This window comes from Mycoplasma sp. HU2014 (assembly GCF_001199495.1).
Taxonomy (GTDB): Bacteria; Bacillota_I; Bacilli_A; order Mycoplasmatales; family Mycoplasmataceae; genus Mycoplasma.
Genome location: NZ_LFYS01000015.1, coordinates 1 through 15968, shown reverse-complemented (window position 1 = coordinate 15968; position 15968 = coordinate 1). Strand labels below are relative to the sequence as shown.

General features: G+C 23.8%; 14 protein-coding genes. 8 read left to right on the top strand and 6 right to left on the bottom strand.

The genetic code is table 4. The features are described from left to right. The coding region (locus AB668_RS05660) for a hypothetical protein (RefSeq protein ID WP_160315001.1) at positions 1-419 on the top strand (419 nt) is incomplete at its 5' end. 203 nt (positions 420-622) lie between these two features. On the opposite strand, the gene AB668_RS00865 is transcribed toward AB668_RS05660, so the two are convergent. Together AB668_RS00865 and AB668_RS00860 are read right to left on the bottom strand one after the other, a co-directional pair. Continuing rightward, positions 623-1567, bottom strand: coding sequence for an Abi family protein (locus AB668_RS00865; RefSeq protein WP_050517221.1), 945 nt, complete (start codon positions 1565-1567; stop codon positions 623-625). A gap of 122 nt (positions 1568-1689) precedes the next feature. Beyond that, positions 1690-2379 carry an N-acetylmannosamine-6-phosphate 2-epimerase gene (locus AB668_RS00860; protein WP_050517220.1) on the bottom strand — a complete coding sequence of 230 codons (690 nt, stop codon included), beginning with the start codon at positions 2377-2379 and terminating at the stop codon, positions 1690-1692. Between the two features lie 266 nt (positions 2380-2645). Here AB668_RS00860 and AB668_RS00855 point away from each other — a divergent pair, with 266 nt between their 5' ends. Together AB668_RS00855 and AB668_RS05415 are read left to right on the top strand one after the other, a co-directional pair. Next, positions 2646-5435 (top strand): BspA family leucine-rich repeat surface protein, encoded by a 2790-nt coding sequence (locus AB668_RS00855; protein WP_050517219.1) that lies wholly within the window; start codon positions 2646-2648, stop codon positions 5433-5435. A 12-nt stretch (positions 5436-5447) separates the two neighbouring features. Next, the gene (locus tag AB668_RS05415) at positions 5448-8315 is read left to right on the top strand and encodes a BspA family leucine-rich repeat surface protein (RefSeq protein ID WP_050517218.1); all 2868 of its coding nucleotides are present in this window, start codon (positions 5448-5450) and stop codon (positions 8313-8315) included. A gap of 168 nt (positions 8316-8483) precedes the next feature. Here AB668_RS05415 and AB668_RS00845 read toward each other — a convergent pair whose 3' ends face one another. Together AB668_RS00845 and AB668_RS00840 are read right to left on the bottom strand one after the other, a co-directional pair. Then, positions 8484-9353: a thymidylate synthase gene (locus AB668_RS00845; protein WP_050517217.1), complete on the bottom strand. Its 870-nt coding sequence runs from the start codon at positions 9351-9353 to the stop codon at positions 8484-8486. Between the two features lie 9 nt (positions 9354-9362). Beyond that, positions 9363-10253: a J domain-containing protein gene (locus tag AB668_RS00840; protein WP_050517216.1), complete on the bottom strand. Its 891-nt coding sequence runs from the start codon at positions 10251-10253 to the stop codon at positions 9363-9365. Positions 10254-10470: 217 nt separating this feature from the next. On the opposite strand from AB668_RS00840, the gene AB668_RS00835 reads away from it, so the two are divergent. Next, positions 10471-11328, top strand: coding sequence for a MurR/RpiR family transcriptional regulator (locus tag AB668_RS00835; RefSeq protein WP_050517215.1), 858 nt, complete (start codon positions 10471-10473; stop codon positions 11326-11328). A 15-nt stretch (positions 11329-11343) separates the two neighbouring features. Further along, positions 11344-12015: a TIGR01906 family membrane protein gene (locus AB668_RS00830; protein WP_050517214.1), complete on the top strand. Its 672-nt coding sequence runs from the start codon at positions 11344-11346 to the stop codon at positions 12013-12015. Here AB668_RS00830 and AB668_RS00825 read toward each other — a convergent pair. After that, a complete protein-coding gene (locus tag AB668_RS00825) occupies positions 12012-12656 on the bottom strand; it encodes a deoxynucleoside kinase (RefSeq protein WP_050517213.1) in 645 nt (214 codons plus the stop codon). The two genes, AB668_RS00830 and AB668_RS00825, sit on opposite strands and share 4 nt — an antisense overlap. A 162-nt stretch (positions 12657-12818) precedes the next feature. Here AB668_RS00825 and AB668_RS05885 point away from each other — a divergent pair, with 162 nt between their 5' ends. Genes AB668_RS05885 through AB668_RS00810 form a run of 3 tightly spaced genes read left to right on the top strand, consistent with a single transcriptional unit; the run spans position 12819 to position 15412 of the window. After that, a complete protein-coding gene (locus tag AB668_RS05885) occupies positions 12819-14132 on the top strand; it encodes a BspA family leucine-rich repeat surface protein (protein ID WP_050517212.1) in 1314 nt (437 codons plus the stop codon). 54 nt (positions 14133-14186) lie between these two features. After that, positions 14187-15215, top strand: coding sequence for a BspA family leucine-rich repeat surface protein (locus AB668_RS00815; RefSeq protein WP_050517211.1), 1029 nt, complete (start codon positions 14187-14189; stop codon positions 15213-15215). Further along, positions 15170-15412, top strand: coding sequence for a BspA family leucine-rich repeat surface protein (locus tag AB668_RS00810; RefSeq protein WP_050517210.1), 243 nt, complete (start codon positions 15170-15172; stop codon positions 15410-15412). Before AB668_RS00815 ends, AB668_RS00810 begins: the two co-directional genes overlap by 46 nt. 103 nt (positions 15413-15515) lie before the next feature. Here the strand turns inward: AB668_RS00810 and AB668_RS00805 are convergent. After that, a partial coding sequence (locus tag AB668_RS00805; protein WP_152908012.1) for an IS1634 family transposase occupies positions 15516-15968 on the bottom strand: 453 nt, incomplete at its 5' end.

The window sequence follows — 15968 nt, the reverse complement described above, 5'->3', positions numbered from 1 at the left end:
AATATCAAAAAAATTATTATGCTGCATTTGATGAAAATGGGAAGAGATATAAGTTCAACAAAAAAGAAAGTATTGAATTTGTTATAGGTGCAGATGAGAAGTTCTACTTTAGAACAGAAACTATGCGTTTTAAAGCTGAAATATTAGAAAAAGGATCTCATGATTGAGGAATAGCTGATATAGCAAAAAGAAAACAATTAGATGAAGAAAGAAAACATGATTTAAAAACCCTAGGAACAATAAATAAAACGAGATGGATTCATACTGTATTAGATAAGACTCTTAACAGCATTAAAAAACACCCAAGTGGATTGCCCAGTGAAGTAGTCGATGAACTATCAGGACTTGTCTCAGGTGTTAAGAATGAATGTTATCGCATATCATTCGAACTCAAAGAAAAATTAGGCTTATTGGATTAGTTTAATTTTCTAATTTCCTTTGATAAGATTATTATAACTTAAAAATTTAAAGGTTCATTTTGTTTAAAAACCCACGACATAAAATAATAGTTTTTTTAACTTATCTGGCGTTGGTTGCCGGAGTGACGTACACTTTCCCGACACGATCCTTATTTATATAATACCAAAATATTTGTTTTTTGCAAACTATTTATTAATATATTTTACAATTTAACAAAACTTCTAAAATTTATACCCATTTCTTTTAAAATTTCATCAAATGTTATTACTTTAAATTTTTCTTTAAATTTATTAAAAAGATCTAGGATCTCTTTTTTTAATGATGAAAAATGTTTTGAAGTTAAAGTAATTTTCAAGAACATAAATATTATTATCAGTCTTAATTTACTAGAAATCTTATAATCAATCACATTTGATATATCATTTACTGCCATTCTGTTAAAAGTGGTATTATAAATTCTTTCTTCGTGAGCACAAATGTTTCTGGCTATATGTAAAATTTTTATTCCTGATGAAAAGCTTTCACTTTTCAATCTAATTTTATCATTTTTTATATCATACTCTTTTAAATATCTATTCAAATAAAAAAGAGTAATATAGTTTTTGTCACTATCTTTAAGGATTTTAAACATAAAAGACATATTACCAAAAGACATTATATTAACAACTACTCATAATGGAACGTGACCATATTGTTGAATATAATGTTTTATGTATGGTGTTTTTTGGCTTTTTGAAGTAATAATATTATTAACAGTAGAAATAAAATTTAATACATCAACATAATCCTCTCTATAATTTTGAGGATATAAATATGAATCGACCCTATTTTCTATATTATATTTTTGACTAAAATTATAAGACATTATTGTTTTAAAATCTCTTTCAAAAAGTAGTATGTATTTTAAAATAATGCTTCTTAATTCTCTATCAAAAAGAAATAAAGAATAGATCTCATCAAAAGTTGTGCACTCTTTATTATTTTTATTATCATTTAAAAATAAATCTTTATATCCATTTATTATGTTGTAATAATTTTCTTGTTTTAATATTTCTATTACTTGTTGATTATCTTCTATTACTAATCCTCTAGATTTTAGTATTTCTATTTGTTGTTCAAAAGTTTTAAATTCTTTAGTTAAACTCATCATTTTTCCCTTTCTAGTTAAATTGCAATGACACAATTTTTTAATAAAAATTAAAACAATCTGAACTCTATATAGTATTAGAAAAAAACTCACAAAAATTATGAGTTTTATTATATTAAATATTATTTATTAATTTTATCTAATCAATACTTAGTTATTAATTGAGGTCTTGTAATAGCACTTCCAACTACAACAGCATGAATTCCTAATTCTAAAATTTCTTTAGCTTGTTGTGGCTCTCAAATACCACCTTCAGCAATAATTGGTTTTGTAATTACTTTTTGTAATTGTTTTAAAAATTCATAATTATTTTCAACATTACTAAACGATTTTGTTTCTTTAGTATAACCTCTTAAAGTAGTTCCAATTAAATCAAAACCAAGCTTTTCAGCATTAATTGCATCTTCAACTGTAGAACAATCAGCCATTAATAATTGATCTGGATAATGTTTTTTAATAGTTTTAACTAATTGTTCTAGATCTTGATCTGGACGCTTTCTAAATGTTGCATCAATTGCAATAACATCAACTTTTAAATTAACTAATTGTTCTACTTCTTTAAATGTTGGAGTAATCACTATTTCACTATTTTGATAATGTTTTTTAATTAGTCCTATAATTGGAACATCAACAACTTTTTGTATTGCACTTATATGTTCTACTTGACTTAATCTTAGTATTTCAGCTCCACCTTGAACTACTGCATAAGCCATTTTTTGCATAACAAAAGCATCATTTAGTGGTTCATCATCAACTGCCTGACATGAAACTATTAATTTATTTTTAATTTTATTTATAAAAGAATCTTTCAAGGTATTTAAACCTCCCTTCAAAACTATTATAACTTAGTAAGCTTTTAACATATATCACAATAATATAAAATCTGGAATATATCACAATAATATAAAAATAACTTAAATAATTATTATGATATCAAGCATGTATTAGATGATAAAAAAGACTTGCTCTAAGAACGATAAAAAAAAGACTTGCTCTAAAAAAAAAAAAAGTAAAATAAGAATGCACATATAATAGACAAAATGTTTTAAAAATGAAAATAAAATTTAAAGGAGGTTTTATGATTTGAAGAAAAAAACTAAGTAGTTTATTAATTACTCTATCATTGAGTTTGTCAGCTGTTGTTCCAACAAGTGCTGTTTTGATTAAAAATAATTTAATTAGAAGTAATTTTTCAAAAAATGAAAATACTCCTCAAAATTTAATTTCTAGTTTAAATGATCAAATTGCGAAATTAAAAACTGCAATATTAAAAATTGGTGAAGAATTAGGTAAGAAAAATTTAGAATTACAAACTTTAAAACAATCTAATACAAATCTACAAAGTGAAGTTAATGATTTAACTAATAAAGTAGATGCTTTTAAAAATTTTTGACCTACAATAGAAGAAAAATTAAAAGAACATGAAATTAATATTAATTTTGATCATGAAAAAATAAAAGATTTAAATATTGAAAAATTAGAAGATGTAACTAATGAAAATAGAGAAAAATTCTTATTAGCTATCCTTGCATTTTATAATTCTAGTAAAAGAGAATTTGAATCTAGTTCTAATGACATTAGAGATAAAATTAGAGCAAATACAGATTATGTAGAATCTTTAATAAGTGAAAAAAACATTGAAGTTGAATCATTAAAACAAGTTGTTCAACAATTAGTAAATATTGAAAATTCGCTACAAATTGAATTAACTCAATTAGCAGAACGCTTATATTTAAAAAAACTAGAATTAGAAAAGAAATTAAAAGAAGAACAAGATCTAAAAAATAAAATTGAAGAGTTAAAAAGCGAAAAAGAAAGTTTAGCTCGTGAAATTGAACAATTAACAAATAGATTTAATGCTATAAATTCAGTTTTTAATTCTATATTTAATAAGATTTGAGAAGAAGAATTTAAAGACCATTTATTAAATAGTGAAACTTATAGTGAAATTAAACAGCAGTTTGAAAATAGAATTAATCAGGATACTAAACAAAGGTTTAGTTTTCAATTAGTAAGTAGACAACAACAATTTAAACAAGATAATTCTAACGTTGTAAACTTTAATGAACCATTAAAACTAAAACTCAATGACAATTTATATGAATTTAAAATAGGAAAAGTATGACCAGCTAAACAAAACTTTTCAACTATATATCATGCACATCACGCAAGTGTTTGTACAGATATTGGATATACGTGAAGTCAAAAAGAAGGATATAAAATAGAACCATTTAAAATAATAACAACACTTGTTCCTAAAAAGTTACCTAGATTTATCACAACTCTTGATAAAGCGTTTGAAGGGAATGTCAATTCTGAAATCGAAGGAATTCAACACTGAAACACTGAAAATGTAACTGGTATGTGACGAACATTTGCTCACACACCCAATTTTAATCAAGATATATCTAACTGAGATATGTCAAATGTAAAAATTACTCAAGATATGTTTTGAGATGCAAAAAAATTTAATCAAGATATAAATAATTGAAATATGAGTAATGTTGTTTATGTTAATTCAATGTTTGATGGTGCATCTAGTTTTAATAAAAATATTAATGATTGAAAGCTTAATAATGTTGTTCAAGTTGATGATATGTTTAAAAATGCATCTAGTTTTGATCAATATTTAAATAAATGAAATTTAAATAAAGTAAATGACAAAGAAAAATTAAAGACTATGTTTAAAGGCTCTAAAATAGAAGAACAATTTTCAAAATTGCCTCCAAGAGTACAAGAATTACTTACAGAAGTACAAGGTAATTTATTAATTGATGATTTAATAGTTTCTTTAATAAAAAATATATGAAATGATAATTTTAAAAACAATCGAATAAAAGCTCTGACAAAATACTCAAATGTTTTATCAATATTTCAAGGTAGAGTAAATGAGATATTAGAACGTTTTTCTGATGAAAAAGGATATCTAAGATTAGCTCAACAAGAATCTCAAAAAAATGCTAGATTCCCACTAAATAATAAAGATAAAAATCGAACTTTTAATATCTACTTAGTTACTAGAAATGTTAAAAGTTCTGTAATAGTTCTGCCAATCGAACAAATTATAGATACTGAGTGTGAAGCTGAATATAACCACGATAATACAGTTTGTGAAGTTATAGGTTTTTCAAAAAATAATGTACCTGAATTTGGAAATATAAGAGCAGAGCATATGCCAAAACACATAAGAAAAGTCCCTGATTTTTTACCAGAACAAATCGATAGTATTGAAGGAATTTTTAGAGATGGTAAAGTAGCAGAAATTGAAAACCTTAATAAATGAGATACAAGAAATTTAATGAATATTTCAAGTGCATTTAGAGATAATGATAGTTTTAATACAGATATTTCAAAATGAGATACTTCTAATGTTAAATATTTTGATGATGTATTTAATGGGGCAACAAGTTTTAACAAGCCTTTAGATTCAACATTTGTTAATTTAAGAAGAAGGTCTTTTACTGCTTGAAATGTTTCAGAAGCACGTGGATTTAGAAGAATGTTTTTAAATGCAAAAAATTTTAATCAAGATTTAAATAATTGACAAATAGGTGGTTCTAGAGGTCATCATGTTGACATGATATCTATGTTTGAAGGAGCAGAAAAATTTAATGGAAAGGTTAGTGACTGAGATGTAATAAGTGTTATAAATTTTAAAAGAATGTTTTATAATGCAACAAATTTCTTGAGAAGTATATCAAAATGAGATATGAGTGCTGTAAATAATTCTGAACTTAGAGCTCGTACAGAACTTATGTTAAATGGAACTGCGTGACTTGATCATGCATGTCAAGGTTGAGTGCCTAAAGTTCTCTTTAATGCACGTATCTATTTCCCTTCTACAGGATGTAGAGAATGAATAACTTAGAAAGGAATTTATATGAAAAAAATAATATGTCTAATAACTAGTTTTTTATCTATTTTTGCTTCAACATCTGCATCATTATTCAGTGTTTCTAGTAATTCAAATACAACTATAAATAATAATCAAACTCAAAATGCTCAATCACTTATTAATAGTCTTAACGATCAAATAAATTCTATTAAACAAAAAGTAGAACAACTTAAAGAAAGAACAAGATTATTAAAAGATCAAATAAGCCAAGAAGAACAAAAAACTATGCAATTAGATAAAACAAAATCTGAACTTTCTAGTAAATTACAACCATTTGAGCAATTTAAAAAAATTGTAAATGATCTAATCACTACACTAGATTTACCTGAAGATTTAGCTAAAAAAGAAGATTTCACTCAAAAAGTTTTAGCTATATTAGAATTTTATAAAAATACTATCAAAAACATTGATGATGAAAATGATCCAAACAGTTTCAAAAAACTTTTTGACAAACTTATAGAATTAGAAGAAAAAATAACAAGACTTGACATTAGTTTTGAGCAAGTAAAAAAAGAAAGGTCTAATTTAGAAGAAGCAAATAGAAAATTAAATGGCCAAATTAGTGAAACTAGAAAAAATATTGAGAGTATCAATAAATCTATAACAGAATCTATTAATAGAAAACAAAGATTAGAAAGTGAAAAAAGAGAATTAGAAAGCGAAATCGATATTAATAAAGACAAAGTTATAAAGCTACAAACTAAAGTAAGTGAAATTAGCGAATTTATTTATAAAATTGCTAATAATATTTGAGATGAGAAATTTAAAGATCATCTTTTAGAAAGTGAAAGTTTTATTCAAATAGGTAAAGAATTTGAAAATGAACTTAATAAAATGCTTGATAAAAAAGTATCATTAAATATAGTAAATCAAAAGAAAAATCCTACTGCAAATACAAAAGATACAGATAATAGAGAAACAGAAAAATTAAAATTTACAATTTCTGATATTTTATTTGAATTTGAATTAGGTATTGTATGACCAGATAGAAATAAACAAACTAATTATGAAAATTCATCAAACAATAAATGTATTGAAATTGGTTATGTTAAGACTAATGACAAAAAATACATACTAGAAAGATTAAATCCGAATACTAAAGAAGTTCCGTTTAAATTACCTAGATTTATCACAAGTTTAAAAGAAGCATTTAAAGATAATAAACATTCTCATATTGAAGGTATTCAACATTGAAATACTAAAAATATTACTGATATGTCACGTACATTTGAGCGTGCAAGAAATTTCAACCAAGACATTTCTGATTGAGATATGTCAAATGTAACAATAACTGAATCAATGTTCTTTGAAGCTGAAAAATTTAATAAAAATTTAAATGACTGAAATATGAGTAAAGTTACTGATAGTAGATATATGTTTGGTGGTGCAACTGATTTTAATGGGAATATTTCTAATTGAGATATGTATAACGTTCAAAAAGTTACAAATATGTTCATTAGAACTCAAAACTTTAATCAAGATTTAAGTAATTGAATTTTAAATAATGTCACTAATAAATCAGAATATAATAATTTATTAAAAGATACTAAAATTAAAGATGATCAAAGCAAATGACCTAGAGTAATGCGAGATAGTCATCAACAAAGTGATAATAAAGTTTTTATTGGTAGAATAATAATTGAAAATATACTTAAAGTAGTATGGAAAAATAATTTTACAAATAGACAAGTTCCAGCATTAAGAAAATATCTTGATGTAATACCGAGTTATTCAAAAAAAATAAATGATTTTTTACAAGATGCACCTTTTAAAGGTATTGATATAAAACTTTCAGAACAACAAGAAAATGAAAGATTTCCACTATTGAATAATCAACCTGAAAATAGAGGTAAAACTTTTGATGTAACTGTTAAAGTCAATAATAGTTCAATCAGAGATACTTTTAGTTTACCGGTTGGTGAAATTGATGAAACACGATCTATAGCTGAATATAACAAAGAAAAAACTGAATGTATTGTTATAGGTTTTGCTGAATCTTTAGGAGTTATTAAAACTGATAATGTACCACCAACTGTTAGAAAAGTACCAAAATTATTACCACCTCAAATTACTTCAATTGAGAATATGTTTTTCAAAAGTGAGCAACAATCTATAGAAAATATAGATCAATGAGATACAAGAAATATCACTAATATGTCTGATACATTTAAAGAAGCAAGAAAATTTAACCAAAACATCAACAGTTGAAATACAGCAAATGTTAAATTTTTCAACCGTACCTTTAATGGTGCTGAAAGTTTCAATCAACCTCTTTCAAATTGAAAAGTTGCAAATTCTTTAAGTTTTTCTCTAATGTTTGCTGGAGCTAGTGACTTCAATCAACCTTTAAATAGTTGAAGATTCAATACTAAAGATCATTTTAAAATGGATTGGATATTTCATAAATGTACGAACTTTAACCAAGATTTAGATCAATGAAATGTTGAAAATCTAAATAATGCAGAACATATGTTTGACACTGTCTTTTCATTTAATGGAAAAGTAAGTACATGAAAAACAAATAGTTTAACAAGATTGGATTATATGTTTCATAAAGCAAAAAATTTTAATAGACGAGTATATGATTGAAATATTCAACGTGCAACAACTTTTAGATTTATGTTTTTTGAGTGTAGTCGGTTTTTACAACCACTAGATAGCTGATATGTTAGTATAGGGTTGGTAGGTGAATCAACAGAAAGTTTTAAATCTAGAGTTCAAGGTATGTTAGACAATACACCACTTGTACAACATGGTATATATCCTTGATATCCACACGGAATGGTACAACATCGTGTTTATCCTACTTCACCACGCTACGATAATCATTATCCTGGTCATCCAGAAGATTAAAATATACTAAAAAAATAATAACAGATTGCTTATAAATCTAAATCTATAAGTAAACTGTTATTTTATGCTTAAGTGGGAAATGTAGGAAAATTTAATAATACCTTCTCTGCTACTAAACCACAAAACTAAAACGTTTTATGTAACAGTGTCAATCTTTTTTACTTATTATTAAACAGCAACAGGTGCTTTAATTGCATCATGGTAATCATAATCAATTATTTCAATATCTTCAAATTTACAATCTAAACTATTTTTAACATGATCTGCAATTTTTAATTTAGGTAATTTCTTACAATCTCGTGATAACTGTAATTTAACTTGATCAATATGATTTGAATAAATATGAGCATCTCCAATTGTATGAACAAAATATCTTGGTATTAAATTACACTCTTTTGCAACTAAAGCTAATAATAATGAATAACTAGCAATATTAAATGGAACACCTAAAAATAAATCGCCACTTCTTTGATACAACTGTAAATCTAAATATCCATCTTTTGAAACATAAAATTGATATAGTGAATGACATGGAGGTAATAACATATCATCAACTTGACAAGGATTTCAAGCACTAACAATATGACGTCTTGAAAAAGGATTTGTTTTAATCTCATGAATCACTTTTTCTAATTGATCAACACCATTAAAATCACGTCATTGTTTTCCATAAACTGGACCTAAATTTCCTCATTGTTTTGCAAATTCATCATCTTGTTTAATTTTTTCAACGAACTCTTGTAATGTTTCGCCATTATAAACATCATTTTTTTTAAACGCTTCATAAGGTCATTCATTTCAAATATTAACTTTATTATCTACTAAATATTTAATGTTAGTATCTCCTGACATAAATCACAACATTTCATGAAAAATACCTTTATAAAATACTTTTTTAGTTGTAACTAGTGGGAATCCTTCTCTTAAATCATATCTAGCTTGTACACCAAATTTTGAAATAGTCCCTGTTTTAGTTCTATCATCTCTAACTTCACCGTTTTCTAAAACATCTTTTAATAAATCTAAATACTGTTGCATTGTTTTCTCCTATTTTCTATGTTTTTTTAATAAATTATATGCACTATTAATTTTTTTCATCATTTCTTGAGCTTGAGAATTATTAATATTATTATCTGGATGATATTTAATAGCTAATTGTTTATACTTAGTTTTAATTTCATTTCAAGTTACATTATTTTCTAAGCCTAAAAATTCTAATGCTTTAAGTTCATCATCAAAACTAGTTTCAAATAAATAATCATCATTTAAAAAATCATCAAAATTATTTTTATAATCTGTTTTAGTTTGATTTGATATATCTTTTAAACCAAAAACTTTATAAATATATTGCAATTTAAGTTTAGTAATACTTAAAAACTTTTCATTAATTAAATCTAAAATACTAGTTAAATTATTACTTAAAATATTTAATTTAATATCATTATTATTTAAATGACTAACTTTTAAATATGAATCAATCAAATGAGAAATGATATTTAATAACTGATTAGAAACAATATCTTTAAATTGAAAATATAAATCAGATAGATAATTTGAAATTTCTAAATTATATTCAGTTATATTAATTAAATTATTTTTAGCATCATATAGTTTATTAATGTTATTTCAAAAAATATTATTAATTGTATTTGATATAAAATTTACAGTTAATTTTAAGTTTTCAGTTAAATGATTATCTAATTTATCATTATTTATTTTTATAAAATCTATAGTGTTGTAAAAATTTAATTTAAAAATATCAGTTAAATACTCATTATAGTTGTATTGATCTAAATTAATAATTAAATTATTTTTGTTAATATTATCAATTATATTATTTAATTCAGTTTGATTGTTAAATTTTAATAAATTAAAAGCTAGTAATTTTTGATATTTATTATAATTAGTAGTTTTTAAATTTAAGTCAATATTTTTCATATATACACCTACGCAAAATATTTTATTATAGATATTTATAATAATTGTAATTTATCTTTAATATTTAAAAACTTGAAATTCTATTCAATAAATAAAATACCAATCACAAAATTTATGTAATAATACTAGTTAATTAAATAAATATTCTTCAACAAATTAAAGCAATTTGATAATAAAGTATAATATAAGTAGTAATCAATTGTAGTGGGTGTATTAAATGATTTCATTAATTAAAAGTTTAAAAAGTTATGCAGATCTAAAAAATGGATCGGGTTTATGCTTATTTTCTAATTATTTATTAGACCAAGCTATTAGTAAAAAACATTATCCTTCGATGAAACAAACTAGTATTGAGTGTCATGTAAGTGAATCATCTGTGACTTTATTTTCTAAAAAATTAGGTTTTACAGGTTATAGAGAATTAATAAGTAAATTAAAATTTGAAATTACTTATTTTTCAGTTGATGAAATTGATAAAGAAATTAAACAAGGACCAAAAGAAAAGCTAGAAGAAACTGTGTTTTCTAGTTACAATAATAAACTTCAAGATCATATTGTAAAATTAAAAACTCAATTAAGTAAAATATCAAAATTAGTAGATAAATTTTCTAAAGCTAAAAACATTCATTTATTTTCTAGTTATGTTTTACAAAAAGAATTAAATTGACTAAGTAATTTTTTTGTAATAAAGAAAGTAAGAGTTATTGAACAAACTAACATATTTTCAGATTCATTTAAATTATACGAATTAAAAGAAAATGATCTAATTATTTTATTAATAGGTGATGAAAAAGAAGTACCATTTTTTCAAGCTATATTAGATACTATTCCTGATCAGTTTAAAGCTAATTTATTTATATTTTCAATGTCAGAAATGTTGAGTAGTAATTTAGCAAATTTATATAATTTAAAAACAGATTCATTTATTAATTATGGTTGAAAATATCACCAATTATTTGAGCATAGTCAATCAATATTTTTAAAATATTTACTAGATCAATTAGCTTATCTAGTTAAATGAAAAAATAAACAAGATGAATTCGAAGAAATTCAACAATTAAAAAACGCAGAATAACCAATGGAGAAAGTTATGACAAATCAAAATAAATCAAATGTTTATAAATTTTTGAAATGTTTAAATGTTATCTTTTATATATTTTTGATCGCTACTTTTCCAATTGTTTTTATAATTTATTTCCGACCATTTTATTATTGACAAATTAAAAGTTTAGATATTGAAAAAACGTCACATTATGATTATTCAACTATAAAAACAGCTTATGATTCAATTATGAATTATTTAAGTTTATTTGGTTCTTATAGCGTGGGAACTTTAAAAAGCTCAGTTGAAGGTCGAGCTCATTTTTATGATGTTAAGATTTTATTTGTCATATGTATTAGTATATTTTTAATCTCTTTAATTGGAGTTATTAGTATAAGTATTTTTAAATTCAAACATAAAAATAGTTTTAAAACTAAATTTAATCAAAGTTTTTACGCTTCAATTTTTATAGTGGTATTTGCCATTATAATTGCAGTATTTACTTTTGCTAATTTTGATAAAAGTTTTGAAATATTTCATAAAATATTTTTCATAGGAAAAAATAATTGAATTTTTAACTCTAATAATGATCAAATAATAAATATCTTACCTGAAGAGTTTTTTAGAAATTGTGCGATATTTATTTTGTCAACAACAATTATTATTTGCTGTTCAACGATAATTTATAATTTAGTGAAAATAAAAAGATTGTCCCACTAACAATCTTTTTTGCTATCAAATTGATTAATTCTTTCAACTATTTGTTTTGCATAGTCTAAGTGATCTTGATTTGTAGAATCAATCACCATAATAGGAAGAACATCTTTATAAAATTCATATCAAGTTTCATAATTTCGACATAAACTTCTTCAGAATTTGTCTTTAGTTTTTGCTTCTTCATTTCTATGTCTTTTATTTATTCTTTGAATAGCTGTATCTTCGTCTACTTTTAAATAAATAACTAAGTCATATTTAAATTCTTTTAATTCTTTTTTATAAAAATTAGGTACAACGCAACTTAAAAAATAATCTTTAAAAACATGATAATCAACATCATTTAATCTACCATAATTATGATCTGTTTCAGCAAAAACCATTGAATCTAGTAATGATCTATCATAAATTATATTCTTTTGGTTGATATACTTTTTAAATGTTTTCATTCTATCAGTTAACATTCATAAATCTAATTTATAGTTGGTAGTTTGAATATCACTACTATTTTCATCATATGCTTGTTTGAAATATGGTGATTCAAAATTTTCATCAACAAATACATATGAATCATCTAAAAGTGATTTTAAATCTTTTAATAAAGTGCTTTTCCCTGCACCAGTTGTTCCAAATATAGCTACTCTCATAAAACCTCTATAATAATAAAATTTTAACAAAAACTTTTATTAATGTTAACCTAATAAATTCTAACAATTCACCTATTTTATTAATATTTAAATTATTTTTAAAAATATGGTTAAAAAATATATAAATTTTACTAATACATTATTGAAAGATAGGAGATTAACATGAAGAAGTTTTTAAAAATAATGTGTTTAGCTAGTTTATCAATTCTAAGTGCAGGATCTATTTTTGGAATAGTTTATCATCAGCATAATTCTAATCTAGTAAAAAGAGAAGATAAATCAGTTAATGATAAAGATTATGAAGAAATAACTGACAATAACGATCAAGGTAATAATGATTTTAATGATGAATCTGATAAAGAAAACGAAAACGATGATGAGAAATTAATAATAGATGATAAACCTGAAAATGAAAATATAAATTATGATACTAAAGTTGAAGAAAAAGAAGAAGAAATAATAGCTAAAAAAGAATTTGAAGATATTTTAGATCATTCTAATAAATCAAGTAATGAGATATTAGAAAATTTAATTAGTGATACAAAAGAAGAGTTAACTTCATTTGAAAAGAAAGCTGTATATAACGAAGATAAAACAATATGTAAAGAAATCGGATATTTTAAAAATTATGTTGGAGAAATTGTAATTGAAAGAATGCCTGAAACTGTAAAAGAGGTTCCAGAAGAATTACCATGACAAATCAATTCTCTTCATGATGCTTTTTATAAAAATAAAAATACAGAGATTAAAAATTTAGAAAAATGAGATCTTAGATTTGTAAGAAATATGGATGGGATGTTTTATTTTGCTGAATCTTTTAATCAAAATCTAAATAATTGAGATACTTCTAATGTAGTAAGTATGGGTAAACTGTTTTTTGGAGCTAAAAAATTTAATCAGCCATTAAACAATTGAATAGTTAAAAATGTAACCAATATGACTTGAATGTTCACTCATGCTGAAAATTTTAATCAATCACTTAATGGTTGAGATGTATCTAAAGTAGAGGATATGGAATATATGTTCTCTTCTGCAAATAATTTTAATCAAGATTTAAATAATTGAGATATAAGTAATGTAGTTAAACTAGAAGGAATGTTTCGATATGCAAAAAAATTTAATAAAGACATTTCTTCTTGATGTTTATCTAAAAATGTTAGGTCTTTATCAGTAATGTTTGATATGGCTGAATCTTTTAATAACGACGGTGTTCCTTTAATTACTAAAAAAGTAACAAAACCTAATGGAGAAGTCGTTACAACATGAGATGTTTCAAATGTAGTTGAAATGGACTATATGTTCTCTGGTGCAAAATCTTTCTGCCAAGATATATCTAATTGAAATGTAAAAAAAGCATATACTAAATATTTTGTAAACAAAAACTCAGGTAATTGAAGAGAACCTAATTGATCAAAAAATTTACCTAAAACTATACGAGATAGATATTCTAAAGAAGATGATAAAATTACTCATTAAAAATATTTACTTCAACTTTTTGTTCATTATAAATTTAAATTATTTTTAAAAATAATGTGTTTAGCTAGTTTATCAATTTTAAGTGCAGGATCTATTTTTGGAATAGTTTATCATCAGCACAATTCTAATCTAGTAAAAAGAGAAGATAAATCGGTTAATGATAAAGATTATGAATATGAATATGAATATGAAAATAGTAATCATAACAATAATGAATCTGATAAGGAAAAAGAAAACGATGATGAGAAATTAATAATGGATGATAAACCTGAAAATCAAAATATTAACTATGATACTAAAGTTGAAGAAAAAGAACAACAAGAAGCAATAGCAAGAAAAGAATTTGAAGATATTTTAGATCATTCTAATAAATCAAGTAATGAGATATTAGAAAATTTAATTAGTGATACAAAAGAAGAGTTAACTTCATTTGAAAAGAAAGCTGTATATAACGAAGATAAAACAATATGTAAAGAAATCGGATATTTTAAAAAATATGTTGGAGAAATTGTAATTGAAAGAATGCCTGAAACTGTAAAAGAGGTTCCGTCTAAATTACCATGACAAATAAATTCACTTGAAGAAGCTTTTTCTTTTAATAAAAATAAAGAAATCAAAAATTTAGATAAATGAAATCTTCAATTCGTTAAAAATATAGATATGATATTTCATGAAGCTCGTTTATTTAATCAAAATATAAATAACTGAGATATTTCGAATGTAGTGAGTATGAAAGAAACATTTCATGGAGCTTGGGAATTTAACCAACCTCTAAATAATTGAAATACTTCAAATGTAACTAATATGGAAGAAATGTTTCATAGAGCTATGGATTTCAATCAACCATTAAATAGTTGAGATGTATCTAATGTTAAAAATATGCAATCACTTTTCTATAGTGCACAGAGTTTTAACCAAGACTTAAATAATTGAAATGTAAGCAACGTGGTTGACATATTTTGCATGTTTAATAATGCATCTCGTTTCAATAAAGATATATCCTCATGAATTTTAAAAATCTTAAAAGAACTGCTTTTATGTTTTCTAATGCATATTCCTACAATAATGGAGGAGTTCATTTAAATTCTAGAAAAATAACAAAATCTAGTGGTGATACAATTACAAGTTGAGACGTTTCATCAGTAGAGAATATGGATTATATGTTTCATAAAGCAGAATCTTTTTGCCAAGATATATCTAACTGAAATGTAAAAAAGGCATCAACTATAGGCTTTGTAAATCGTGATTCTGGTAATTGAAGAGAACCTAATTGATCTTAATAATATACCTAAAGTAATAAGAGACAGATATTCTCCTACGTTTCCCACTTTAAGCATAAAAATAACAGTTTAAACTTATAAACCTAAATTTATAAGTCAACTGTTATTTTTTTAAAACTTCTAAAAGAGTGTGATAAGTATCTCAACTTTCTTTTAACTCATCATTAAACACTTGTATTGTTTCTGTTTTTTGTTTGTTTACAAATATCTCAATTTCTTTGACATCTTTAATAACGTTAATCATTTTATGTTCAGTAATTCTATTTTTACCTTGTAATCCTAATCTAGAATTCAAAAGGTAAACTACATAATTTAAAAACACTAAAGATACAAAACATAAACAAATATATCCAACAATATGATTTCATGTTGATAGATACATTGGACGAAGTGACAATTTACCTTTTAACGTTTTAAAATTAGATTCAATTTGTCACTGTTTTGAATATAAATTTACAATATCAACTACAGATAAATCAGTTCTATTTGTTTCATAAACATAATATCCATCGTATTTTTCATCTTCATTTATTTTTGCTACATCCAATTCATAAAA